Genomic DNA, 22,857 nt, shown 5'->3' with positions numbered 1-22,857 from the left:
AATATGTGCACTGGAGAACGTCGGTTTTTAAGGGTTGCGGATGTTAACCCTTAGCTCGCCTGAATGCAAAGCCTCTGATCGAAAACCGCTGGTCGGCACCGGGAGCGAGGACTATCATGCGCGCCTTCGAATTCAGCCCCAACAAGGCGCAAACCCATGCTAGTACTGGGATTGGAAACATCCTGCGACGAAACTGGTGTCGCATTATACGACAGCGAACGCGGCCTGCTGGCCGATGCACTGTTCAGTCAGATCGACCTGCACCGCGCGTATGGCGGGGTTGTGCCGGAGCTGGCCTCGCGTGATCACGTCAAGCGCATGCTGCCGTTGATCCGCCAGGTGCTGGCCGAGGCCGACTGCGTGGCCACCGAGATCGACGCCATCGCCTACACGGCAGGCCCTGGCCTGGTCGGGGCGCTGCTGGTGGGGGCTTCGTGCGCCCAGGCGCTGGCCTTTGCCTGGGGCATCCCGGCCCTGGGCGTGCATCACATGGAGGGCCACCTGCTGGCACCGATGCTCGAGGCACAACCGCCGGAGTTTCCGTTCGTCGCCTTGCTGGTGTCGGGCGGCCATACGCAGTTGGTACGTGTGGATGGCATCGGCCAGTACGAACTGCTTGGCGAGTCCCTCGACGATGCGGCCGGCGAAGCGTTTGACAAGACGGCCAAGATGATGGGCCTGAACTATCCCGGTGGCCCGGAGATCGCGCGCCTGGCGCTGCAGGGCGTGCCGGGTCGGTTCGTGTTCCCGCGGCCGATGACCGATCGTCCGGGCCTGGATTTCAGCTTCAGCGGCCTGAAGACCTTTGCCCTGAACACCTGGCAGCAGTGCCAGCGTACCGGGGACGACACCGAGCAGACCCGTTGCGACATCGCTCTGGCGTTCCAGCAGGCGGTGGTGGAGACTTTGACCATCAAGTGCAAGCGCGCCCTCAAGCAGGCCGGGCTCAAGCGCCTGGTGATCGCAGGTGGGGTGAGTGCCAACAAGGCCCTGCGTGCCTCGCTGGAGGAGATGCTGGCCGGGCTCAAGGGCAATGTGTACTACGCGCGCCCCGAGTTCTGCACCGACAACGGCGCGATGATCGCCTATGCCGGGTGCCAGCGTCTGGCGGCCGGGCAGCGGGAAACCCTGGCGATCAGCGTGCAGGCACGCTGGCCGATGGAGCAGTTGCAGGGGCTGTGAGCATGAGCGCCGCTCATGTGAACGCCTCAGAAATGCCGTTCGCGCCCGGCAAAAAGGTCGCGTAGATTGCCGCGATGGCGCCATACGATGAGCACGGTCAGCACGCTCATCGGCAGCAGCGCCTCGGGCTCGCGCCAGGCCAGCAGGGGCAGGGCCAGGGGCGTTGCGATCAAGGCGGCCAGCGAGCTGGTGCGGGTCAGGTAGAAGGTCAGCAGCCATGCGCTGATGGCCAGCAGGGCGGCCGGGGGGTAGAGCCCCAGCAGCACGCCGGCGGCAGTGGCCACGCCCTTGCCGCCGCGAAAGCGGAAGTACAGCGGAAACAGGTGGCCGACCACCGCGCACAGGCCTATCCAGGCCTGCTGCTGCTCGTTGAGGCCGACCAGGCTGGCGATGAGCACGGGCAACAGGCCCTTGCACAGGTCGCCAAGCAGGGTCAGGATCGCCAGCTTGCGGCCTGCCAGACGCAGCATGTTGGTGGCGCCGGCATTGCCTGAGCCGCAGGCACGCGGGTCGGGGCTGCCGCTCAGGCGGCTGAGAACGATGGCGAAGGACAGCGAGCCGAGCAGGTAGGCGAGCGACGCCAGTAACCAAAACATGCTAACTATTCCGGGCGAGGACGCCCTGATTCTAGCGGCGCAAGGCGCCCTTGTCGTGCTGTGGAGAGAAGTGCTTGGACAGAGTGTTCATCGAAGGACTGGAAGTCGACACCGTGATCGGCGCCTATGACTGGGAACGCGGTATTCGCCAGTGCCTGCGCCTGGACCTGCGGTTCGCCTGGGACAATCGCCTGGCAGCGGCCGGCGACGACCTGAGCCTGGCCCTGGACTATGCCAGCGTCACGGCACGTATCCAGGCATTTGCCGAACAGGCCAGCTATGAGCTGGTCGAGACGTTCGCCGAACGCCTGGCCAAGGTGCTGATGGACGAGTTCCAGATTCCCTGGCTGCAACTGAAGCTGACCAAGCCTGGCGCCATCGCGGCGGCAAGCGGTGTGGGCGTGGAGATCGAGCGCGGATGTCTCTGACCCCGGTATACCTAGGCCTTGGCAGCAACATCGAGCGCGAGCGGCACCTCGGCGCCGGGCTCGATGCGCTGGCTGCGATGCTCAGGGACATGCGCTGCTCGACGGTGTTCGAAAGCCAGGCGGTGGGCATCAAGAGCGGGCCGTTTTTCAATCTGGTGGTCACCGGCCTGACCGACCTGCCATTGCTTGAACTGGACCGTCGCCTGAAGTTCATCGAGGCCGACAACGGCCGTTATGCCCCGGATCGCAAGGGGCTGCCGCTGGATATCGACGTGCTGATGTACGGTGACCTGCACGGCAGTTTCGACGGCCTGGTGCTACCAAGGGCCGAAATTCTCAAGAATGCGTTCGTCTTGTGGCCATTGTCGTTGATCGCGCCGGAACTGGTGCACCCGGGAGCAGGCAAGAGCATGGCCCAGCTGTGGCAGCAGGCGCAGATCGACCAGGTGCTCGAACCGGTGCCATTCACCTGGAATGGCAAGGCGCTGCCGCTGGACTGACGGTCAGGGGCGGCAATCAGGAATCGCCGCCCTTGCCGGCCTATCGATTCAGGGTTTGGCGCTTTCCTTGTAGTCCTTGAGCGCACTCAGCCGCTCGCGCTTGATCGCCTCGCCGAGGCCCTGGCCGGTGAAGCCCTTCTCTACCAGTGGCCGCACCGCCACTGCCCGCGCGGCGTCTGCTGCGCCACTCAGGTAGGCGGCCTGTGGATAATCACGCTCCTCCAACCCCAGTCGCCCGCGCGCGTCCATCTCGCACGCGGCGATGAACTCTTCAAAGCGTTGCGGGCGCCGGTACACGTCGAAGCGCTGCAGCAACTCCAGCAAGGTCGATGCCTTCAGCTCCAGGGCCCGGTGGCCATGGGTATGGTACTCGCCCACCAGCAAGGCCAGTTCCTGGCAGTCGCGCGGTACCTTGAAGCGCTGGTTGACCGCCTTGATCGCCTTCAGCCCGCGGTGCTCATGGGCGATATGCCGCGGCCACTCCTCTTCGGGGGTCAGGCCTTTGCCCAGGTCATGCAGCAGGCAGGCCCAGCGTACCGTCAGCGGCTGGTTGTGACGGGCGGCCTGCTCCAGCACCGACAGGGTATGCACGCCGGTGTCGATTTCAGGATGATGCGCCGCAGGTTGCGGAACGCCGAACAGCACGTCGAGTTCGGGCATCAACTGCTTCAGTGCCCCGCAATCACGCAGCACCTGAATGAACACCTGGGGTTGTTCTTCCATCAGGGCGCGGGCGATTTCCTTCCAGCTGCGCTCGGCGGTAAGGGCTTGCAGTTCACCCGACTCGCTCAGCTCGCGCATCAGTGAGAGAGTTTCGGGGGCTACCTGGAAACCCAGCCCGGCATAACGCGCAGCGAAACGCGCTACGCGCAGCACACGCAGGGGATCTTCGGCGAACGCGGGGGAAACGTGGCGTAAAATCCGGTCTTGGAGATCCTGCTGGCCCTTGTACGGGTCGGTGATCCGGCCTTGTTCGTCCTCGGCCATTGCATTGATGGTCAGGTCGCGCCGCACCAGGTCTTCTTCCAGTGTGACCTCGGGGCTGGCATGGAAGGTGAAGCCGCCATAGCCGCGCCCGCTTTTGCGCTCCGTACGCGCCAGTGCATATTCTTCACCGCTGTGAGGGTGAAGGAAGACGGGGAAGTCGGCCCCCACCGGACGGTAGCCCTGGGCCTGCATCTGCTCGACCGTCGTACCCACCACCACCCAGTCGATATCGGTGACCGGTCTGCCCAGCAGGCGGTCGCGCACGGCACCACCGACTTTATAGATCTGCATGAAAAAACCTCCGTTGAGGCCACAGGATACCCTGTCTGGCCACAACGGAGGTTGGCGCGGGCGGCTACAGGTGGACGACAGCCAGGTCCAGCCGTCCGTAGTCACCTTCGCCGTGTTCGCCCTTTGGGGGGACGTGGTGGGTCTTCATCACCTGGTCGCCTTGCAGGGTCTCCAGATGGATGTCGAAGCCCCACAGGCGGTGCAGGTGCTTGAGCACCTCGTCGGTGGAGTCGCCCAGCGGTTTGCGGTCATGTTGCTGGTGACGCAGCGTCAGCGAGCGGTCACCACGCCGGTCTATGCTCCAGATCTGCACGTTGGGTTCGCGGTTGCCCAGGTTGTATTGCGCGGCCAGGATCTCGCGGATGGTGCGGTAGCCTGCTTCGTCGTGGATGGCCGGTACCAGCAGGTCGTCCTTCTGGTCGTCGTCCAGGATGCTGAACAGCTTGAGGTCGCGAATCACCGTGGGCGACAGGTACTGCAGGATGAAGCTCTCGTCCTTGAAGCTGCTCATGGCGAACTTGATGGTCGACAGCCAGTCGCTGCCGGCAATCTCGGGGAACCACCGGCGGTCTTCCTCTGTGGGGTGCTCGCACATGCGCCGGATGTCGCGGTACATGGCAAAACCCAGGGCATAGGGGTTGATGCCGCTGTAATAGGGGCTGTCGAAGCCTGGCTGGAACACCACGCTGGTGTGCGACTGCAGAAACTCCATCATGAAGCCCTCGGTCACGAGGCCTTCGTCGTACAGGTCGTTCATCAGGGTGTAGTGCCAGAAGGTCGCCCAGCCTTCGTTCATCACCTGGGTCTGGCGTTGCGGGTAGAAGTACTGTGCGATCTTGCGCACGATGCGCACGATCTCGCGTTGCCAGGGTTCGAGCAGCGGGGCGTGCTTCTCGATGAAGTACAAGATGTTTTCCTGCGGTTCGGCCGGGAAGCGCGCGTTGTCTTTCTCGTTGTACTTGTCGGTGCCCTTGGGAATGGTGCGCCACAGGTCGTTGATCTGCTTTTGCAGGTGTTCTTCGCGGTCCTTCTGGCGGCGACGCTCTTCTTCGGCGGAGATCGGGTAGGGCCGCTTGTAGCGGTCGACGCCGTAGTTCATCAGGGCATGGCAGGAGTCCAGCAGGTCTTCCACCGCGTCGATGCCGTGGCGCTCCTCGCACTGGGTGATGTACTGCTTGGCGAATACCAGGTAGTCGATGATCGAGCTGGCGTCGGTCCAGGTGCGGAACAGGTAGTTGCCCTTGAAGAAGCTGTTGTGCCCGTAGCACGCGTGCGCCACCACCAGCGCCTGCATGCAGATGGTGTTCTCCTCCATCAGGTAGGCGATGCAGGGGTCGGAGTTGATCACGATTTCGTAGGCCAGGCCCATCTGGCCGCGGCTGTACGATTTTTCTGTGCTCAGGAAATGCTTGCCGTAGGACCAGTGGTGATAGCCCAGCGGCATGCCGACCGACGCATAGGCGTCCATCATCTGCTCGGCGGTAATCACCTCGATCTGGTTGGGGTAGGTGTCCAGGGCGTAGCGCTCGGCCAGGCGACTGATTTCGCGGTCGTATGCCTGGATCAGCTCGAACGTCCACTCGGACCCGGTGGAAAGGGGTTGGCGCTTCTGCTCTCTGGCGGTCATGTGGCTAACCTGCGCTGGAAGAGTTCACGGAAGACCGGGTAGATATCGCCGGCCGACACCAGCTGCTGCTGGGCGAAGGTATCGGCGAAGGCTTCGCCGATGCGTTCGTATTCGAACCACAAGGCCTGGTGCTCGCGAGGGGTGATCTCGACATAAGTGTAGTACTGCACGAACGGCATGATCTGCTTGGTGAGGATCTCGCGGCAGATGGGCGAGTCGTCGTTCCAGTTGTCACCGTCCGAAGCCTGGGCCGCGTAGATGTTCCATTCGCTGGCCTGATAGCGCTCGGCCATGATTTCCTGCATCAGTTTCAGGGCGCTGGAGACGATGGTGCCGCCCGTCTCGCGGGAATAGAAGAACTCTTCCTCATCCACTTCGCGCGCGCTGGTGTGATGGCGGATGAACACCACCTCGATCTTGTCGTAGTTTCGCTTCAGGAACAGGTACAGCAGGATGAAGAAGCGCTTGGCGATGTCCTTCGTGGCCTGGGTCATGGAGCCGGACACGTCCATCAGACAGAACATCACGGCCTTGGAACTGGGGTTGGGCTGCTTGACCAGCAGGTTGTACTTGAGGTCGAAGGTGTCGAGAAAGGGTACGCGGTGGATACGTGCACTCAGACGTTCTATTTCCCCTTCGATTTCCTGGATATCGCCGAAGTTGTCCGGCTCTTCGCGCTTCAGACGTGCAAGTTCTTCCTGGGCGGCGCGCAGTTTGGCGCGGCTGCTGCCCGACAGCGCAATGCGCCGCGCATGGGCTGAGCGCAGGGTGCGGATGATATTGATGCGCGAGGGGTTGCCTTCATTGCTGATGCCCGCGCGCACGGTCTTGAAGGTGTCGGTGCCGGTCAGGTGACGCTTGACCAGGTTGGGCAGCTCGAGGTCTTCGAACATGAACTCGAGGAATTCTTCCTGGGTGATCTGGAAGACGAACTCGTCCATGCCTTCGCCGGAATTGCCGGCCTTGCCCTTGCCGCCGCCTCCACCGCCGCCCTGCGGACGCGCGATATGCTCGCCGGCGGTGAACTCCTTGTTGCCCGGGTGTACGACGGTCTGCTTGCCGCCGCGTCCATGGTGCAGTACCGGTTCGTCGATATCCCGGCCAGGAATGCTGATCTGCTCGCCATGCTCCATGTCGGTGATGGAGCGACGGCTCACGGCCTCTTCGACGGCCTTCTTGATGTGGTCACGGTAACGCCGCAGAAAGCGCTGGCGGTTGACCGTGCTCTTGTTCTTGCCGTTCAGGCGTCGGTCGATCACATAGCTCATAGGCCCCTCCGGGAGTAGGCAGTAGCTGCAAGCTTCAAGCTTCTAACTTCAAGATGGGCAGCGCTGTCGCTGCAGGCCCGGCGCGTACTCCGGGCTTGCCGCTGACAGCCTGACGCTTGCCGCTTATTGCGATTTCCTGACCCGCAGGTACCATTCCGAGAGCAGCCGGACCTGTTTGTCCGTGTAGCCGCGTTCGACCATTCGCGTAACGAAGTCGTTGTGCTTCTGCTGGTCCTCCTTGCTCGCCTTGGCGTTGAAGCTGATGACCGGCAGCAGGTCTTCGGTGTTGGAGAACATTTTCTTCTCGATCACCACCCGCAGTTTTTCGTAGCTCAGCCAGGTCGGGTTCTTGCCGTTGTTGTTGGCCCGGGCGCGCAGCACGAAGTTGACGATCTCGTTGCGGAAATCCTTCGGATTGCTGATGCCAGCCGGTTTCTCGATCTTCTCCAGCTCCTCGTTGAGGGCGATGCGGTTGAGGATCTCGCCGGTTTCGGGGTCGCGGTACTCCTGGTCCTGAATCCAGAAGTCGGCGTACAGCACATAACGGTCGAAGATGTTCTGCCCGTATTCGCTGTAGGACTCCAGGTAGGCGGTCTGGATTTCCTTGCCGATGAACTCGATGTAGCGCGGTGCCAGGTATTCCTTGAGGTAGCGCAGGTAGCGCTCGCGCACCTCGGCCGGGAACTGTTCCTGTTCGATCTGCTGCTCCAGCACGTACAGCAGGTGCACCGGGTTGGCCGCGATTTCATGGGGGTCGAAGTTGAACACCTTGGACAGGATCTTGAAGGCGAAGCGGGTCGACAGACCGTTCATGCCTTCGTCGACACCGGCCGAGTCGCGGTACTCCTGGATCGACTTGGCCTTCGGATCGGTGTCTTTGAGGTTCTCGCCGTCATACACGCGCATCTTGGAGTAGATGTTCGAGTTCTCCGGCTCCTTGAGGCGCGACAGCACCGTGAACTGGGCCAGCATCTTCAGGGTGTCGGGTGCGCAGTGGGCCTTGGCCAGGGAGCTGTTGAACAGCAGCTTGTCGTAGATCTTGATCTCGTCGCTCACGCGCAGGCAGTACGGCACCTTGACGATGTAGATCCGGTCGATGAACGCCTCGTTGTTCTTGTTGTTGCGAAAGCTGTGCCATTCCGATTCGTTGGAGTGGGCCAGCAGAATCCCGGAGTAGGGGATGGCGCCGAGGCCCTCGGTGCTGTTGTAGTTGCCCTCCTGGGTGGCGGTGAGCAGCGGGTGCAGGACCTTGATTGGTGCCTTGAACATCTCGACGAATTCCATCAGGCCCTGGTTGGCCCGGCACAGTGCGCCCGAATAGCTGTAGGCGTCGGCGTCGTTCTGCGGGAATTCCTCGAGCTTGCGGATATCGACCTTGCCCACCAGCGCCGAGATGTCCTGGTTGTTCTCGTCGCCCGGCTCGGTCTTGGCCACGGCGATCTGGTTGAGGATCGAGGGGTAGAGCTTGACCACCTTGAACTGGCTGATGTCGCCGCCGAACTCGGCCAGGCGCTTGGTCGCCCAGGGCGACATGATGGTGTTCAGGTAGCGGCGCGGGATGCCGAAGTCCTCTTCGAGGATGGCGCCGTCCTCGGTGGCGTTGAACAGCCCCAGCGGGGACTCGAACACCGGCGAGCCCTTGATGGCGTAGAAGGGCACCTTTTCCATCAGTTGCTTGAGTTTTTCAGCCAGGGACGACTTGCCGCCACCCACCGGGCCGAGCAGGTAGAGGATCTGTTTCTTTTCCTCCAGGCCCTGTGCGGCATGGCGGAAGTAGGAAACGATCTGGTCGATGCATTCTTCCATCCCATGGAAGTCTTCGAAGGCGGGGTAGCGCCGGATCACCTTGTTGGAGAAGATCCGCGACAGCCGCGAATTGTTCGACGTGTCGACCAGTTCCGGCTCACCAATAGCCATCAACAGGCGTTCGGCCGCCGACGCATAGGCACTACGGTCCTGCTTGCAGAGCTCAAGATACTCCTGCAGCGAGAGCTCTTCCTGACGGGTGGACTCGAAACGTTGTTGGAAGTGGCTAAAAATACTCATGACGTCACCTCGCTCGATACGTGGAGCCGACGTCGGATCGATCAGTTGATGCTGGCATGCAGACGGCACTGCCGCCTGCTGTATACCCCCCAGAACACCCTTGGAACCTTACCGATGACCCGCACGCCGGTGTACCGGCTCTCCCCTTTTTGGATGGCCTGGGCTTAAGGATAGTTGGTAATCGGCGAGGTCAAGGGCGGTTGGGCGATTAGTTCGCCACGACCGTTCGTCTGGTCTGGCGCGAGCCCGCGCAGGGCGCGGGCTGCAGGCCAACAAAAAAATTATTCGGCAGAGCCCTGGGCGGTTTCTGCCGGGAAGGTGGCGCGCCACAGCTCGAAGCCGCCGTCGAGGCTGTAGACGTCGGAAAAACCCTGGCTGACCAGATACGCGGCCGCGCTCTGGCTGGAGTTGCCGTGGTAGCAGACCACCACGGTGGGGGCGTCGAGGTCGGCGCCGCGGATGAAATCGGCGACCGACTGGTTGTCCAGGTGGCGGGCGCCGGTGATGTGGCCGTTGGCAAAGGTGGGCTGGTCGCGGATATCGACCACCACGGCGCCTTGCGCACGCAGCGCCTGAGCCTGCTCTGGAGGGATACGTTTGAATTCGCTCATGGGCGGGTCCTTCAGGATTGATCGGCTATTCTAGCCGGTTGCACGGGGCTGGCCAGCGGGCGTACGGTGCCTTCTTCGGTGCACTCGCAGCGGTGGTACTGGCCGGTATCGACATTGAACAGGGTCATCGCACCGCCCCACACGCAGCCGGTATCCAGTGCGTACACGCCTGGCTCGGTGCAGCGGCCCTCGAGGGCTGCCCAGTGTCCAAAGATGATCTTCACGTGCCGCGAGCGACGGCCCTTGTGGGCGAACCACGGTTTGTAGCCGGGTGGGGCGGTGTCGGCGCCTTCCTTGCCCTTGAGGTCCAGTTTGCCCTCGGCGGTGCAGAAGCGCATGCGGGTGAAATAATTGGTGATGACCCGCAGGCGTTCGACCCCGCCCAGGTTCTTGCTCCACTTGTTCGGCTCGTTGCCGTACATGCCGTCCAGATAGAGCTTGAGCCGATTGTCATCGCGTAGCACTTCTTCGACCTCGCCAGCCAGCTCCAGCGCCTTGCCCAGGGTCCACTGCGGTGGAATGCCGGCATGCACCATCGCCACGCCGCGCTGCTCGTCGTAATGCAGCAGCTTTTGCCGGCGCAGCCAGTCGAGCAGTTCGTCGGCATCCGGGGCGTCGAGAATCTCGCGCAGGGTGTCGCTTTTCTTCAGGCGCTCGATGTTGTGCCAGGCGGCCAGCAGGTGCAGGTCGTGGTTGCCCAGCACGCACACCAGCGAGTCGCGCATGGCGTACAGATAGCGCAGGGTTTCCAGCGACTCGGGGCCGCGGTTGACCAGGTCGCCGACCAGCCACAGGCGGTCGACCGACGGGTTGAAGTTCACCCGCTCGAGCAGGCATTTGAGCGGTTGCAGGCAGCCCTGGAGATCGCCGACGGCATACACCGCCATCAGTGCAGCGACCCGGGTACGGCCAGGCGGAACGCCTTGATCGGGGCCTCGAAACGGATGCCATCCTCGGCGAACATCTGATAGCTGCCTTCCATGGTGCCCACCTGGGTGCTTAGCACGGCACCACTGCTGTAGGTGTGGCTCTGGCCAGGCTCGATCAGAGGCTGCTGGCCGATCACCCCGGCGCCCTTGACCTCTTCCACCTGGCCATCGCCATTGGTGATGAGCCAGTGACGCGACATCAGCTTGGCCGCCACCGAACCGTTGTTGTGCACGGTAATGGTATAGGCAAAGGCAAAGCGGTCGTTTTCGGGATCGGAATGTTCTTTGAGGAAGCGGGTGACGACGTCGACGTCGACCTGATAGCGGGGATCGGACATTCAAGAGGGCCTTGGCAACAGACGCGAATACGGCAATGGCATCAGTCTAGGCTATCGGCGGGGTTGCCGGCCAGTCATGCGGGCATGACCGGCCGTTATCAGGTGTTACTGCGGCTGTTCGGCCAGCTTGTCGGCCAGGCGCACGAAGGCGGCCAGGTCCAGTTGCTCGGGGCGCAGGCTGCCATCGACACCGGCGGCGGCGATCTCGTCGCTGCTGAGCAGGGCCTTCAAGGTGTTGCGCAGTGTCTTGCGGCGCTGGTTGAACGCTTCGCGCACGATGCGCTCGAGCAGGCGATGATCCTTTGCCGGGTGCGGCAGGGTGGTGTGGGGTACCAGGCGCACGATGGCCGAATCGACCTTGGGCGGTGGGTTGAACGCCCCCGGGCCGACGTTGAACAGGTGTTCCACGCGGCAGTGGTACTGCACCATGATCGACAGGCGGCCCCAGTCGCCACCGCCCGGGCCGGCGGCCAGGCGCTCGACCACTTCCTTCTGCAGCATGAAGTGCATGTCGCGGATCAGCTCGGCGTTGGCCAGCAGGTGAAAGATCAGTGGGGTGGAGATGTTGTACGGCAGGTTGCCGACCACCCGCAGGCTGCGCGGGGCGGCGCCCAGGCTGGTGAAGTCGAACTTGAGCGCATCGCCCTGGTGCAGGCGGAAGTTGTCACGGCCGGCGAACTGCTGGTTGAGGATCGGTACCAGGTCCTTGTCCAGTTCCACTACATCCAGCTGGCCGCCGCTGTTGAGCAGGCCCTGGGTCAGGGCGCCCTGGCCCGGACCGATTTCCAGCAGGCGCTCACCTGCCTTGGCGCTGATCGAGCGCAGGATGCGGTCGATGACGCCGGCGTCGTGCAGAAAGTTCTGGCCGAAGCGCTTGCGCGCCTTGTGTTGGTATTGCTCGGTCATAAATGGGTCTCGGCCATCTGGTAGGCGGTTTCCAGTGCTACCTGCAGGCTGCCGGTGTCGATCCTGCCGGTGCCGGCAAGGTCCAGGGCAGTGCCGTGGTCCACCGATGTGCGAATGATCGGCAGGCCCAGGGTAACGTTCAAGGCGGCGCCGAAGCCCTTGTACTTGAGCACCGGCAGGCCCTGGTCGTGGTACATCGCCAGCACTGCGTCGCAGTGCTCCAGATATTTGGGGGTAAACAGGGTGTCGGCAGGCAACGGGCCGCGCAGGTCCATGCCTTCGCTGCGCAGGCGCGCCAATGTCGGTTCGATGATGTCTATTTCTTCGCTGCCCAGGTGGCCGCCTTCACCCGCATGCGGGTTGAGCCCGCACACCAGGATGCGTGGCTGGGCGATGCCGAACTTGCTCTGCAGGTCGGCATGCAGGATCCGCGTGACCCGCTCCAGGCGTTCGGCGGTGATGGCGTCGGCCACTGCGCGCAGCGGCAGGTGCGTGGTCACCAGGGCCACGCGCAGCCCGCGGGTGGCAAGCATCATCACCACTTGCGCAGTGTGGGTCAGCTCGGCGAGGAATTCGGTATGCCCGGAAAACGCAATGCCGCTTTCGTTGATCACGCCCTTGTGCACGGGCGCGGTGATCATCCCGGCAAAGTGCCCGTCAAGGCAGCCCTGGCCCGCACGGGTCAGGGTTTGCAGTACGAAGGCGGCGTTGCGTTTGTCCAGCTGCCCGGCGACTACCCGGCTTGCCAGCGGCGTGTCCCACACGTACAGGCTGCCCGCAGGGGCAGGCGCATCCGGGAAGGCGTCGGGGCTGACAGGCAGCAGCGTGACGGCCACGCCCAGTTGCGCGGCCCGCTCGACGAGCAGGTCACGACTGGTAATGGCGATCAGGGGGTGGGGCTGGGCGTGCTCGGCGAGCAGCAGGCACAGGTCAGGTCCTATGCCGGCCGGCTCGCCGGGTGTCAGGGCGAAGCGCTGGTGTTTCACTGGGCTGCCTGGTCGGCGCCAGGAAGCTTGATTTCAACATAGGCTTCGTCGCGGATCTGACGCAGCCAGCTTTGCAGCTCTTCGTCGTACTTGCGGTTGCGCAGCACGTTCATGGCTTGCTGCTCGCGTGCCTGTTCGGTGCTGTCGGTGGAGCGACGGCCCAGGACTTCCAGTACGTGCCAGCCGTATTGGGTCTGGAACGGCTTGGACAGCTGACCCTGAGGGGTGCTGGCCATGACTTCGCGGAACTCGGGTACCAGTGCGTTCGGATCGACCCAGTTGAGGTCGCCGCCATTGAGCGCTGAACCCGGATCTTCGGAGAAGCTCTTCGCCAGCTCGGCGAAATCTTCGCCGGCGCTGATGCGTTCATAGAGCTTTTCCGCCAGTTGCTGGGTGGCGGCTTCGCTGCGCACTTCGCTTGGCTTGATCAGGATGTGGCGAACATGCACTTCGTCGCGCAGCTGTGTCTGGCCGCCGCGCTTTTCCTGCAGCTTCAGGATGATGAAGCCACCCGGTGTGCGTACAGGCTCGGTGACGTCACCCACAGCCATGGTGCTGAGCAGGCGATCGAAAGGAGGTGGCAGCTGGGCGGCCTTGCGCCAGCCCATCTCGCCACCTTCCAGTGCGTTCTCGCTGGCCGAACGGGCAGTCGCCAGCTGGGCGAAGTCGGCGCCTTGCTTGAGCTGCTGGTAGATCGCGGCCGCTTGCTGGCCAGCCGCCTGGATAGCCGCCGAGTTGGCGCTTTCCGGGGTCGGGATCAGGATGTTGGCCAGGCGGAACTCTTCGGACAACTGCATCTTGCCCAGGTCCGAGGCGAGGAAGTTCTTCACTTCCTGTTCCGAAACCTGGATGCGTTCGGCTACCCGGCGCTGGCGCACGCGGCTGATGATCATCTCGCGACGGACCTGCTCGCGGGCGTCATCGAACGACAGGCCGTCATGGGCCAGGGCCGCACGGAACTGGCTCATGTTCATGCCGTTGCGCTGGGCAATGGTGTCCATGGCCTGATTGAGTTCTTCGTCGGTGATGCGGATGCCGGAACGATCGCCAATCTGCAGTTGCAGGTTTTCCACGATCAGGCGCTCCAGCACCTGCTGGTCGAGCACGCCGGGCGGAGGTGTGGCGCCGCCGCGCTTGGCGATGGTCTGTTCGACCTCGCGCACGCGCTGGTCCAGCTGGCTTTGCATGACCACGTCGTTGTCGACGATGGCCACCACCTTGTCCAGGGTCTGCACCGCGGCGTGCGCGGTGCTGCTCAGTAGTACAGCGCCCAGCATCAGCGGGCGCAGACAATCAATAAGCTTGGTCTTCACGTGCACGGTAACCTTGAATGCCTTGATCGAGGAAAGTTTCGACCTTTTTACCTACTACACCACCGAGGCCTTTCAGCACGATCTGCAGGAAGATCCCATGGTCGCCTTTTTCGTTGGAGGGTGCGTCCTGGCTGTATTCGTCGTAATCGATCCAGTAGCGGTTGATCAGACGCAGCTTCCAGCAGCAGTTGTCGTACTCGAAACCGCCCATGGCTTCCAGGGTGCGGTTGCGGTTGTAGTCGTGCTGCCAGCGGGCGATTGCAGTCCACTGCGGAACGATTGGCCACATGACGGAGAAGTCATGTTGCTGGATCTTGTAGTAGTCCTTCACATAGCCAGGTTGTCCCGGGGTGCCGTAGTCGCCACCACCCACCTGCCAGCGACCGGTGCTTTGATCGTAGCGAACCCCGTCGTTGCGATAGCGATAACCCAGGTTGACGATCTTGTTGACGTTGTCTTCCGGTTGGTAGTGGAACATGGCGCTGCCGGAACGCGTACTGCGGGTATCCGGGTCCCAGTTGAAGTCGGAATTCACGCGCCAGTCGCGGTTGAAGCGGAACTGGTATTCCAGCGCGTAGGGCGAGACGTCGGATTGCGAGTCGTTGCGTGTGCGGTAATCGATACGCGGCAGCTGAACCTTGCGATCCTTGAAGTACAGCGCTTGGCCAACGCTCAAACGTTGACGTTCGAAACCGTTGTCTTCGATCCAGCGGTTTGTCAAACCCAACGACAGCTTGTTTTCGTCGCCGATACGGTCTGTCCCACTGAAGCGGTTTTCGCGGAACAATGATGCATAGCTGAAAGTCGATTCGCCGGTATCGAAAACCGGAATGTCCGTCTGGTCCTTGTATGGGACGTACAGATAGAACAGGCGCGGTTCCAGTGTCTGGCGGTAGTCCTTGCCGAACCACTGCGTGTCGCGGTCGAAGTACAGACCGCTGTCGACGCTGAAAATGGGCACGCTTCGGTCTTGCGAACTATTGAATTGTTCATCTGCTGCGAGTGTCTGTTTGCCGCGTTGGTCCAGATCCAGCTGGTAATTGGTGTAGACATATGTCAGCGAAGGTCTGACGTAGCCATAAGAGGCGTTCAGCGGCAAGCTCATGTTGGGAGCGAGATTGATCCGGTCACCGTTGGCACGCGCCAGACCGGATACTCGAGTGTCATACCACGGCGTGGAGCGGTCGTCCTTGTCTACGAAGTTACCCTCGCGCAAGTCGCGATCGAAACGTACGAACTCGGTACTGTAGGCAAAGTCCAAGCCCCCGGGATGGTAGGGTAGCCTGCCGCCAAAAGTAACCTGGGGCAGACGGCCATACGGAGTGATCTGGCTGATAGTCGCCAGTTTGTAGTCCTGCATATTCAGCCGCGCAGTATAACTGTCTCCCCGATATGTCAACGCACCCTGCTGGTTGATATAGTCGGTACTTTCTACGCCGAGCTGATCCGTTTCCAGGTCCTGGAAGTAGTAGGGATCGCTGATGTTGGTGTAATCGACCTCGGTCATCAGGCGCTCGTCCAGGCCACCCTTGTGCTGCCAGTTGATCATCCAGCGCTTTTCTTTGTAGTCGGACTGGCGCTTGCGCTCGTCCTCCTCGTCATTCAGCCACGCACCACCGAACTGCCCTTCGCTGGACTTGGTCAGGTAGCGGAACTCGCCTTCCATCAACAGGCCGCGCTTGGCCATGTAGCGTGGATACAAGGTGGCGTCGTAGTTCGGTGCCAGGTTGAAGTAGTACGGCGTGACCAGCATGAAGCCGGTGTCGCTGCTGGTACTGAACGATGGCGGCAGGAAGCCGGACTGGCGACGGTCATCGATCGGGAAGTAGATGTACGGGGTGTAGAACACCGGTACATCCTTGACCCGCAGGGTGACGTTGGTCGCGGTACCGAAGCCGGTGGCCGGGTTCAGTGTGATGTTGTTGCCCTTGAGCTGCCAGGCGTTGCTGTTCGGCTCGCAGGTGGTGTAGGTACCGTCCTTGAGGCGAATGATCGCGTTTTCGGCACGCTTGGCGTACAGCGCGTTACCGCGGATACGCGACTTGTGCATCACGTACTCGGCGTTGTCGACCTTGGCTTCACCGGTGTCGAGCTGGATGTCGGCGTGATCGCCAACCACCAGCGAACCATTGTCGCGGATCTTCACGTTGCCGCTCAGTTCGCCACGGTTCTCGGCCTGATACAGATTGGCCTCGTCGGCCTCGACCTGCATGCTGCCCTGGCGCATCACCACGTCACCGGCGAGGGTGGCGATCTGCTGCTCCTGCTGGTAGCGCGATACCTTGGCACCGATGAAGGTCGGCGCCTCGTCCTTGGGCGTGGTGTCATCCATGCCCGGACGGGTTGGCTCGATGTAGGCACCGGAGCAATACGGGCCGGCTTCGGCGAGCTGGGCAGGGGTCAGCTGATCGCGTGGTACCCAGTCCAGATGGCTGTAGTCGGCGCTGCGTGCCTTCAGGCCGCGCCCCTTGGTTTCGGTGACGAGTGCTGGGCCCTTGCCCGCCGCTTCGGCACTGCCGTCGGCGCTCTGGGCAGGCGTTTCGCCGGTCGAGCTGACCGCCGCACCGTCATGCACAGGGCGTGGTGGCAGGTTCGCGGTGCTGGTCTTGGGCTTGCAGTCCCAACCTCCGGCAGCGGAAACTTGGCAGTCGAACTGCTCGGCAGCCACCACGTACGACGTGGCCAGGGGTTGCATCGCCAGCAGACCGCCGGTGACGAGCAACGGGAATTTTTTACGAAACGCGGGGGATTTCAATGCCATCTTATTAGTCCGGGCTTCCTGCGTGCCATCTGCCCGCGTGTGGGGCCGCACGCCTCTCGATGGTCTGAAAAAGATGCTGGATAATAAAGCATGACCCGCTTGACGGCTAGGGCCGTCGGAGACCCATGTAATGCCCGAACATGATGTACGCCTGCAACACCTGAATGTATGGCTGGCCGAACAGCTGGCAAATCTTTTCCATAAACAGGGCTGGGGTCCGGTTCCAGCGGGCTGCCTGACCGCTGCCAGCAGCGACGCGAGCTTTCGCCGCTACTTCCGCTGGGCCGCCGAAGGACGCAGTTTTATTGTGATGGATGCCCCGCCGCCGCAGGAAAACTGCCGGCCTTTTGTGGAAATTGCTCATTTATTGGCCAGCGCCGAGGTCAATGTGCCGCAAATTCACGCTCAGGATCTCGAGCGCGGCTTCCTGCTGCTGAGTGATCTGGGCAACCACACCTACCTCGATGTGATCACCAGCGACAACGCCGATGGCCTGTTCGACGATGCCATTCAGGCGCTGCTGGCCTTCCAGCAACTGCCGATGCAGGCGCCGTTGCCCAGTTATGACGTGGCCCTGCTGCGCCGCGAGCTGGAGCTGTTCCCAGAGTGGTACGTGGGCCGTGAACTGGGCCTGCAGATGAATAATGAGCAGCAGGCGGCCTGGCAACGCATCAGCAGCCTGCTGATCGACAGCGCCCTGGCCCAGCCCAAGGTGCTGGTGCACCGTGACTACATGCCGCGCAACCTGATGCAGAGTGTGCCCAACCCGGGCGTGCTGGATTTCCAGGATGCGGTGTACGGCCCGGTGACCTACGACATCACCTGTCTGTTCAAGGACGCCTTCCTCAGTTGGCCGCAGGCACGGGTAGAGGGCTGGCTCAAGGACTACTGGCAGCGGGCGCAGGCTCTGGGCGTACCGGTGCAGGCCGATTTCGAGGACTTCCAGCGTGCCAGCGACCTGATGGGCGTGCAGCGCCACCTCAAGGTGATCGGCATCTTCGCGCGCATCTGCCACCGTGACGGCAAGCCGCGCTACCTGGCCGATGTGCCGCGGTTCTTTGCTTATATAGATGAAGTGATCGCCCGCCGCCCTGAGCTGGCCGAGCTGGATGAACTGATCGACAGCCTGCAGGCCGCAGGCGGGGCGCGCGCATGAAGGCGATGATTCTGGCCGCAGGCAAGGGCGAGCGCATGCGCCCGCTGACCCTGCATACACCCAAGCCACTGGTGCCGGTGGCCGGCGTGCCGTTGATCGAGTATCACCTGCGCGCCCTGGCGAGGGCGGGCTTCACCGAGGTGGTGATCAATCATGCCTGGCTGGGGCAGCAGATCGAAGAGCACCTGGGCGATGGCGCGCAACTGGGCCTGAGCATCCGCTATTCCGCCGAAGGCGAACCACTGGAAACCGGTGGCGGGATCTACAAGGCGCTGCCGCTGCTTGGCGACGCGCCTTTTGCGCTGATCAACGGCGACATCTGGACCGAGTACGACTTCAGCCGCCTGCCTGCGTCGCTGTCCGGGCTGGCGCACCTGGTGCTGGTGGACAACCCGGGCCATCACGGCAAAGGTGATTTCCGCCTGCAGGCCGGGCAGGTCAAGGATGCCGACGCGGTTTCGCCGACCTTGACCTACAGCGGGATCGCCGTGCTGCACCCGGAACTGTTCGACGGTTGCCAGGCCGGCGCCTTCAAGCTGGCACCGCTGTTTCGCCAGGCGATGGCCAAGGGCCTGGTCAGTGGGGAGCATTTCACTGGCCAGTGGGTGGATGTCGGTACCCTTGAACGCCTTGCCGAAGTCGAGCGCCTGCTCGCCGAGCGCCGCTGACATGTTGTGGCCGAGCACAGTGATTGGTGCCGGAGCGGGTTTTGCCATCGCCAGCATTCCAGGGGCGTTGCTGGGGGCATTGCTCGGTCAGGCGATGGACCGCCGTCTGCAACTGCACAGTTGGGCGCACCTGCGCGAGCGTCTGGGCGGGCGCGCGGTGCTGCGCGACGACGAAGTGCTGTTCGTGCTGCTTGGGCGCCTGGCCAAGAGTGAAGGGCGGGTGGTCGACGGACATATCCAGCAGGCGCGTCAGGAAATGCAGCGCCTGGAGATGAGCGAACCGGCACGTCTGCGCGCGATTGCCGCATTCAACCGGGGCAAGAGCGGCAGCGAGCGCCTGCATCCGCACCTGCGTCGCCTCAAGCAGCAACCCCATGCTGCCGAAGGCTTGCTGCGTGCCTGCTGGCGCATGGTCTGGGCCGATGGCCGGGTAGGGCGTCACGAGCGCGAACTGCTGATGCAGTGGGGGCAGCAGCTGGGCTGGTCGACGACCCGGGTGCAGGCATTGGCCAGCGACTACGAGCCGCACCGGGCGGCCCTGGGCAATCAGGGCATCAGCTATCCCGAGGCCCTGCGCTTGCTGGGGGTGTTACCCGAGACCGAGCCTGTACAGGTCAAGCAGGCCTACCGGCGCCTGCTCAGCCGGCATCATCCGGACAAGCTGGTGGGTAGCGGCGCGAGTCCGGCGCAGGTGCGCGACGCCACCGAGCGTACCCGGGACCTGCATCAGGCCTACGCGGTGGTACGCAAGCGGCGCGGCTTCTAGTCGACCGCTTGCGGGCTCAGCCAGCCGCGAATGCGGCGGAACAGTTGCTCCTGCTCGGCAGCCTGGTTGCCGGGCATGGCCGTCAGGGCGACCTGGTGGTAGCTGCTGTCCTTGAGTCGCTTGCTGGCCTGCAGGCGGTTCACGGCCGCCTGCCTGGCGCCGGCCTGGTTGGCATAGTAGAAGTCGGCGATCGGCAGCTTGAGCGTGGCGGCCAGGCTGTCGAGGCTGTGTTCGACGCGGGCCGGGTTCTGCGAAGCGACCATCACCAGCTTTTGCACCTGCGGCGGTTGCCGTTCGCTGATGTAACGGGCTGACCAGTAGGCACCGCTGCCGCTGCCCAGCAGCACCACGCTGCGTGCGTTCTGCTGCTGTGCGTAGGCGACGGCGGCATCCAGGCGGGCGAAGATGCGCTCGGCGTCGGCCTTTTCACTGGCCGCCGGATCGGTACTGGCGGGCGCTTCGGCGCTTTCGCTGTTTTCGGTTTCTGCTGCGGTGGCCTGGGCGATGTTGGCATTGGCATCGGCCGGCGTGGCCTTGGCCGGTGCGCCCTTCACGTCCTTGTCCGGTTGCGGGGGCGGTGCCGGGGTTTCCTTGCGGGCCACCGGGCTCTCGGCCAGCAGATCCGGCAGGCTCAGGCTCAGACTGGCCCACTTTGCATCGGGGAACTTGCGCCGCAGGGGGCCGACGGTGCGTGGCCAGTCGGCGCTCTCGCCGGCACCCGGGACGATGATCACCACGCCTTCGGGTGCCGGGGTGTTGGCAGGTTTCCACAGGGCCAGGAAGCTGTCGCTGCCGGCCTGCAGGGTTTGCTGCTCGTCCTTGGGCACTTGCCGCTCCAGGGCCTGGGCGTCTTCCTGGCTGCGCTCGGGCAGCGCCTGGCGCGTGGCCGGCGCGGCATCGGCGTCGGCGGCCGGCGTTTCCTGCGCCAGAACTTGTGCGGTACAAGGTAGTATCAAGGACAGGCATAGCGCCGAAAGCGCCGTGCGTTTGAGTACGAACATTGATCGATCCAGGCCAGAGTGATACCGGCAGCCTAATGGTATTTGTCGACGACGGCCATGTTCGATGGCGGTCCCTTCATTGACGAGATTCAAGATGATGCGTTTGCGCTGCCTGTTGTTTATCGGCTGCTTGTGCTGGCCCTTTATGGCGAACGCGGAGCAGGCATCCGTACCGGCTGCGGTACGCCTGGACCCGGCGCAACAGCAATGGCTCGACCAGCACCGCAGCTTGCGGGTGGGCCTGGTGTTGCAGGCCCCGTTCGCGCAGTTCGACCGACGCCTGCAGCAGCTGTCGGGTGTCAACGTCGAGCTGATGAACTGGCTGGGCAGGGCATTGGACCTGGACCTGACGTGGCGCAACTTCCCCGACCAGGCCGCGCTCGAACATGCCCTGGCCGGCGGCGAGATCGACCTGGCGCCAGGGCTGACCCAGACCCCGGCCAGCCTGCGTCGCTGGTTGTTCAGCGACCCCTACATGCGCGTACCGCAGTTGATCGTGGGCCCGCGCAACGGCTCAATGGCAGTGGACCTGGAGCGGCTTGCCGAAAACGAGCGGGTGGCAGTGCGCATGCCCAGTTCACTGGCCGACTATCTGCGCGCGACCTATTCCAACCTGAATCTTCAAGGCGTGCCGGCCGAGCGCCAGGCCTTGCAGCTGTTGCTCAGCGAGCAGGTGCGCTACGCGGTGCTGGATGAAGCGCAGTTGAGCCGGTTGTCGCGCGAGAACGAATTCAGCGATCTGGTGGTGGTGGGCGACATCGGTTTGCCGCAGTTGCTGCGGGTGGGCTCGCGGCGTGACTGGCCGATACTGGCCGACATCATCGAGGTCGGCCTGCAGGCCATCCCGGCCAAGGACCTGGAGCAATTGCACAACCGCTGGCTGCAACCCCGCTACCCGCGCCTGAGCGAGTCACCGGGGTTCTGGCAGAACCTGGCGTTGCTGTTCGCGGCGCTGTTCTTCAGTTGCGTCTTCATCGTGATCTGGCAGCGACGCCAGCAACAGCAGTTGGAGCTGAACCTGCTGGCTGCGCGGGAAAACATCGCCAAGCGCCTGGCCCGCGAAGAGGCGCTGCGCCTGAGCCAGTTCTCCCTCGACCAGAGCACCGTGGGCATCCTGTGGGTGCATTGGGACAGCCATGTGCGCTACGCCAACCGCGCGGTCGAAAGCATGCTCGGCTATACCTCGGGGGCGCTGAACGATCGCCCGCTGATCGATATCGAGCCCAACCTGCACATGGACCGCTGGCTGGACCTGTGGAAGCGCGCACGGGCCAGCGACGAGGCGGCGCAGCGCTTCGAGACCCAGTGCCTGCGCGCCGATGGCAGCCTGGTACCGGTGGATGTGTCGTTGAGCTTCTTGCGCTTTCGCGATGCCGAATACCTGGTGGTGTTCATCAATGACGTCACCGAGCGCCGCCGTGCCCTGGCGGCGCTGCGCGAGAGCGAGGCGCGGCTCAAGGGCATTGCAGGCAACGTGCCGGGGCTGGTGTTCCGGCTGGAGCGCAACCCGGCGATCGGCGACCTGGAGTTCCCCTATATCAGCGAAGGCAGCGAGGCCCTGGTCGGCTACTCGCCCATCGAACTGCAGCACCCGGACATGGGCTTGCGCAACCTGGTGCACAGCGAAGACCGCGCCGACTATCACCGCGTGCAGGACCAGGCGCTGGCCACCGACCAGGACTGGTCGTGGCAGGGCCGCATCGTCACGCGCCAGGGTGAGCAGCGCTGGGCCGACATCAAGGCCAGTACCCGCAATCTGCGCGACGGCCGCGTGGTGTGGGACGGGGTGGTATGGGACATCAGCCAGAGCAAGCGCGCCGAGCTGGAACTGGCGCGCTCCCAGGAGCAACTGCGCGAACTGTCGGCGCACCTGGAGAGCGTGCGCGAGGAAGAGAAAGCGCGGATCGCCCGCGAGGTGCATGATGAGCTCGGGCAGATGCTGACCGTGCTCAAGCTGGAAACCTCGATGTGCGAGCTGGCCTATGCCGGGCTGGACCCGGGCCTGAACGAGCGCCTGGGCAGCATGAAGCGCCTGATCGCGCAGCTGTTCCAGCTGGTGCGCGACGTCGCCACGGCCTTGCGCCCGCCGATTCTGGATGCCGGCATTGCCTCGGCCATCGAGTGGCAGGCCCGACGTTTCGAGGCCCGCACGCAGATCCCGTGCCTGGTCGAGGTACCGGACAACCTGCCGCCGCTCAGCGACGCCAAGGCCACCAGCCTGTTCCGCATTCTGCAGGAGGCCCTGACCAACGTTATGCGCCACGCCCACGCGCATACTGTGCAGATCAACCTGGGCCTGGACGGTGCGATGCTGTGCCTGACCATCAGCGACGACGGCGTGGGTTTCGTGCAGAGTGACCAGCGCCCGACCTCGTTCGGCCTGGTGGGCATGCGCGAGCGCGTGCTGATGCTGGGCGGCAGCATGCGCCTGGACAGCGAACCGGGCGAGGGCACCACGTTGAGCGTACGCATCCCCCTGAACAACGACAGGAGCTGA

The 22,857-nt window shown here is 63.4% G+C and carries 20 protein-coding genes; 7 read left to right on the top strand and 13 right to left on the bottom strand.

Translation table 11 applies throughout. The features are described 5' to 3' along the window. Positions 1–156 precede the first annotated feature (156 nt). Entirely contained in the window at positions 157–1,182 is a 1,026-nt protein-coding gene (gene tsaD, locus LOY33_RS23610; RefSeq protein WP_054915962.1) for a tRNA (adenosine(37)-N6)-threonylcarbamoyltransferase complex transferase subunit TsaD, read from the top strand. 26 nt (positions 1,183–1,208) lie between these two features. On the opposite strand, the gene plsY is transcribed toward tsaD, so the two are convergent. Continuing rightward, complete coding sequence (gene plsY / locus LOY33_RS23605; protein ID WP_043863745.1) at positions 1,209–1,778, bottom strand: glycerol-3-phosphate 1-O-acyltransferase PlsY; 570 nt, start codon at positions 1,776–1,778, stop codon at positions 1,209–1,211. Positions 1,779–1,852: 74 nt separating this feature from the next. Here plsY and folB point away from each other — a divergent pair, with 74 nt between their 5' ends. After that, positions 1,853–2,206 (top strand): dihydroneopterin aldolase, encoded by a 354-nt coding sequence (gene folB / locus LOY33_RS23600; protein WP_258660241.1) that lies wholly within the window; start codon positions 1,853–1,855, stop codon positions 2,204–2,206. Further along, positions 2,197–2,706 carry a 2-amino-4-hydroxy-6-hydroxymethyldihydropteridine diphosphokinase gene (gene folK, locus LOY33_RS23595; RefSeq protein WP_043863747.1) on the top strand — a complete coding sequence of 170 codons (510 nt, stop codon included), beginning with the start codon at positions 2,197–2,199 and terminating at the stop codon, positions 2,704–2,706. Before folB ends, folK begins: the two co-directional genes overlap by 10 nt. 48 nt (positions 2,707–2,754) lie before the next feature. On the opposite strand, the gene LOY33_RS23590 is transcribed toward folK, so the two are convergent. The 11 genes from LOY33_RS23590 to LOY33_RS23540 form a co-directional block, all read right to left on the bottom strand. Then, positions 2,755–3,984 (bottom strand): multifunctional CCA addition/repair protein, encoded by a 1,230-nt coding sequence (locus LOY33_RS23590; RefSeq protein WP_258660240.1) that lies wholly within the window; start codon positions 3,982–3,984, stop codon positions 2,755–2,757. Positions 3,985–4,048: 64 nt separating this feature from the next. Further along, positions 4,049–5,611: a SpoVR family protein gene (locus LOY33_RS23585; protein WP_043863749.1), complete on the bottom strand. Its 1,563-nt coding sequence runs from the start codon at positions 5,609–5,611 to the stop codon at positions 4,049–4,051. Beyond that, the gene (locus LOY33_RS23580) at positions 5,608–6,879 is read right to left on the bottom strand and encodes a YeaH/YhbH family protein (protein WP_043863750.1); all 1,272 of its coding nucleotides are present in this window, start codon (positions 6,877–6,879) and stop codon (positions 5,608–5,610) included. Before LOY33_RS23580 ends, LOY33_RS23585 begins: the two co-directional genes overlap by 4 nt. 123 nt (positions 6,880–7,002) lie before the next feature. Further along, positions 7,003–8,925: a PrkA family serine protein kinase gene (locus LOY33_RS23575; protein ID WP_043863751.1), complete on the bottom strand. Its 1,923-nt coding sequence runs from the start codon at positions 8,923–8,925 to the stop codon at positions 7,003–7,005. A gap of 281 nt (positions 8,926–9,206) precedes the next feature. Next, complete coding sequence (gene glpE, locus LOY33_RS23570) at positions 9,207–9,536, bottom strand: thiosulfate sulfurtransferase GlpE (protein WP_043863752.1); 330 nt, start codon at positions 9,534–9,536, stop codon at positions 9,207–9,209. An 11-nt stretch (positions 9,537–9,547) separates the two neighbouring features. After that, positions 9,548–10,423 carry a symmetrical bis(5'-nucleosyl)-tetraphosphatase gene (locus LOY33_RS23565; protein ID WP_054915960.1) on the bottom strand — a complete coding sequence of 292 codons (876 nt, stop codon included), beginning with the start codon at positions 10,421–10,423 and terminating at the stop codon, positions 9,548–9,550. Then, a complete protein-coding gene (apaG, locus tag LOY33_RS23560; protein ID WP_043863754.1) occupies positions 10,423–10,803 on the bottom strand; it encodes a Co2+/Mg2+ efflux protein ApaG in 381 nt (126 codons plus the stop codon). The genes LOY33_RS23565 and apaG overlap by 1 nt, the downstream gene beginning before the upstream one ends. 105 nt (positions 10,804–10,908) lie before the next feature. Then, the gene (gene rsmA, locus LOY33_RS23555) at positions 10,909–11,709 is read right to left on the bottom strand and encodes a 16S rRNA (adenine(1518)-N(6)/adenine(1519)-N(6))-dimethyltransferase RsmA (RefSeq protein ID WP_043863755.1); all 801 of its coding nucleotides are present in this window, start codon (positions 11,707–11,709) and stop codon (positions 10,909–10,911) included. Continuing rightward, positions 11,706–12,695: a 4-hydroxythreonine-4-phosphate dehydrogenase PdxA gene (gene pdxA / locus LOY33_RS23550; protein WP_054915959.1), complete on the bottom strand. Its 990-nt coding sequence runs from the start codon at positions 12,693–12,695 to the stop codon at positions 11,706–11,708. The genes rsmA and pdxA overlap by 4 nt, the downstream gene beginning before the upstream one ends. Then, on the bottom strand, positions 12,692–14,008 hold the full coding sequence (locus tag LOY33_RS23545) for a peptidylprolyl isomerase (protein WP_043863757.1): 1,317 nt from the start codon (positions 14,006–14,008) through the stop codon (positions 12,692–12,694). The genes pdxA and LOY33_RS23545 overlap by 4 nt, the downstream gene beginning before the upstream one ends. Next, complete coding sequence (locus LOY33_RS23540; protein WP_258660239.1) at positions 13,989–16,769, bottom strand: LPS-assembly protein LptD; 2,781 nt, start codon at positions 16,767–16,769, stop codon at positions 13,989–13,991. The genes LOY33_RS23545 and LOY33_RS23540 overlap by 20 nt, the downstream gene beginning before the upstream one ends. A 130-nt stretch (positions 16,770–16,899) precedes the next feature. Here LOY33_RS23540 and LOY33_RS23535 point away from each other — a divergent pair, with 130 nt between their 5' ends. Genes LOY33_RS23535 through LOY33_RS23525 form a run of 3 tightly spaced genes read left to right on the top strand, consistent with a single transcriptional unit; the run spans position 16,900 to position 19,359 of the window. Next, positions 16,900–17,925: an aminoglycoside phosphotransferase family protein gene (locus LOY33_RS23535; RefSeq protein ID WP_196931969.1), complete on the top strand. Its 1,026-nt coding sequence runs from the start codon at positions 16,900–16,902 to the stop codon at positions 17,923–17,925. Beyond that, on the top strand, positions 17,922–18,593 hold the full coding sequence (murU, locus tag LOY33_RS23530) for an N-acetylmuramate alpha-1-phosphate uridylyltransferase MurU (RefSeq protein ID WP_043863760.1): 672 nt from the start codon (positions 17,922–17,924) through the stop codon (positions 18,591–18,593). Before LOY33_RS23535 ends, murU begins: the two co-directional genes overlap by 4 nt. A gap of 1 nt (position 18,594) precedes the next feature. Further along, entirely contained in the window at positions 18,595–19,359 is a 765-nt protein-coding gene (locus LOY33_RS23525) for a TerB family tellurite resistance protein (protein WP_043863761.1), read from the top strand. On the opposite strand, the gene LOY33_RS23520 is transcribed toward LOY33_RS23525, so the two are convergent. Continuing rightward, positions 19,356–20,360: an alpha/beta hydrolase family protein gene (locus LOY33_RS23520; RefSeq protein ID WP_258660238.1), complete on the bottom strand. Its 1,005-nt coding sequence runs from the start codon at positions 20,358–20,360 to the stop codon at positions 19,356–19,358. The two genes, LOY33_RS23525 and LOY33_RS23520, sit on opposite strands and share 4 nt — an antisense overlap. Positions 20,361–20,454: 94 nt before the next feature. Here LOY33_RS23520 and LOY33_RS23515 point away from each other — a divergent pair, with 94 nt between their 5' ends. After that, positions 20,455–22,857: a PAS domain S-box protein gene (locus LOY33_RS23515; protein ID WP_210014435.1), complete on the top strand. Its 2,403-nt coding sequence runs from the start codon at positions 20,455–20,457 to the stop codon at positions 22,855–22,857.

Origin of the sequence: Pseudomonas sp. B21-036 (assembly GCF_024748925.1) — a bacterium.
In the GTDB taxonomy this organism is placed as follows: Bacteria; Pseudomonadota; Gammaproteobacteria; order Pseudomonadales; family Pseudomonadaceae; genus Aquipseudomonas; species Aquipseudomonas palmensis.
Note: the sequence above shows the minus strand (reverse complement) of the source record. Positions and strands in the feature narration are given on the sequence as shown.

Coding starts and splice junctions, on each gene's coding strand:
- LOY33_RS23590 (WP_258660240.1), bottom strand. CDS start 3,984: ATGCAGATCTATAAAGTCGGTGGTGCCGTGCGCGACCGCCTGCTGGGC.
- LOY33_RS23535 (WP_196931969.1), top strand. CDS start 16,900: ATGCCCGAACATGATGTACGCCTGCAACACCTGAATGTATGGCTGGCC.
- murU (WP_043863760.1), top strand. CDS start 17,922: ATGAAGGCGATGATTCTGGCCGCAGGCAAGGGCGAGCGCATGCGCCCG.
- LOY33_RS23540 (WP_258660239.1), bottom strand. CDS start 16,769: ATGGCATTGAAATCCCCCGCGTTTCGTAAAAAATTCCCGTTGCTCGTC.
- tsaD (WP_054915962.1), top strand. CDS start 157: ATGCTAGTACTGGGATTGGAAACATCCTGCGACGAAACTGGTGTCGCA.
- rsmA (WP_043863755.1), bottom strand. CDS start 11,709: ATGACCGAGCAATACCAACACAAGGCGCGCAAGCGCTTCGGCCAGAAC.
- LOY33_RS23515 (WP_210014435.1), top strand. CDS start 20,455: ATGATGCGTTTGCGCTGCCTGTTGTTTATCGGCTGCTTGTGCTGGCCC.
- folK (WP_043863747.1), top strand. CDS start 2,197: ATGTCTCTGACCCCGGTATACCTAGGCCTTGGCAGCAACATCGAGCGC.
- LOY33_RS23520 (WP_258660238.1), bottom strand. CDS start 20,360: ATGTTCGTACTCAAACGCACGGCGCTTTCGGCGCTATGCCTGTCCTTG.
- LOY33_RS23565 (WP_054915960.1), bottom strand. CDS start 10,423: ATGGCGGTGTATGCCGTCGGCGATCTCCAGGGCTGCCTGCAACCGCTC.
- LOY33_RS23525 (WP_043863761.1), top strand. CDS start 18,595: ATGTTGTGGCCGAGCACAGTGATTGGTGCCGGAGCGGGTTTTGCCATC.
- apaG (WP_043863754.1), bottom strand. CDS start 10,803: ATGTCCGATCCCCGCTATCAGGTCGACGTCGACGTCGTCACCCGCTTC.
- LOY33_RS23580 (WP_043863750.1), bottom strand. CDS start 6,879: ATGAGCTATGTGATCGACCGACGCCTGAACGGCAAGAACAAGAGCACG.
- LOY33_RS23575 (WP_043863751.1), bottom strand. CDS start 8,925: ATGAGTATTTTTAGCCACTTCCAACAACGTTTCGAGTCCACCCGTCAG.
- LOY33_RS23585 (WP_043863749.1), bottom strand. CDS start 5,611: ATGACCGCCAGAGAGCAGAAGCGCCAACCCCTTTCCACCGGGTCCGAG.
- plsY (WP_043863745.1), bottom strand. CDS start 1,778: ATGTTTTGGTTACTGGCGTCGCTCGCCTACCTGCTCGGCTCGCTGTCC.
- glpE (WP_043863752.1), bottom strand. CDS start 9,536: ATGAGCGAATTCAAACGTATCCCTCCAGAGCAGGCTCAGGCGCTGCGT.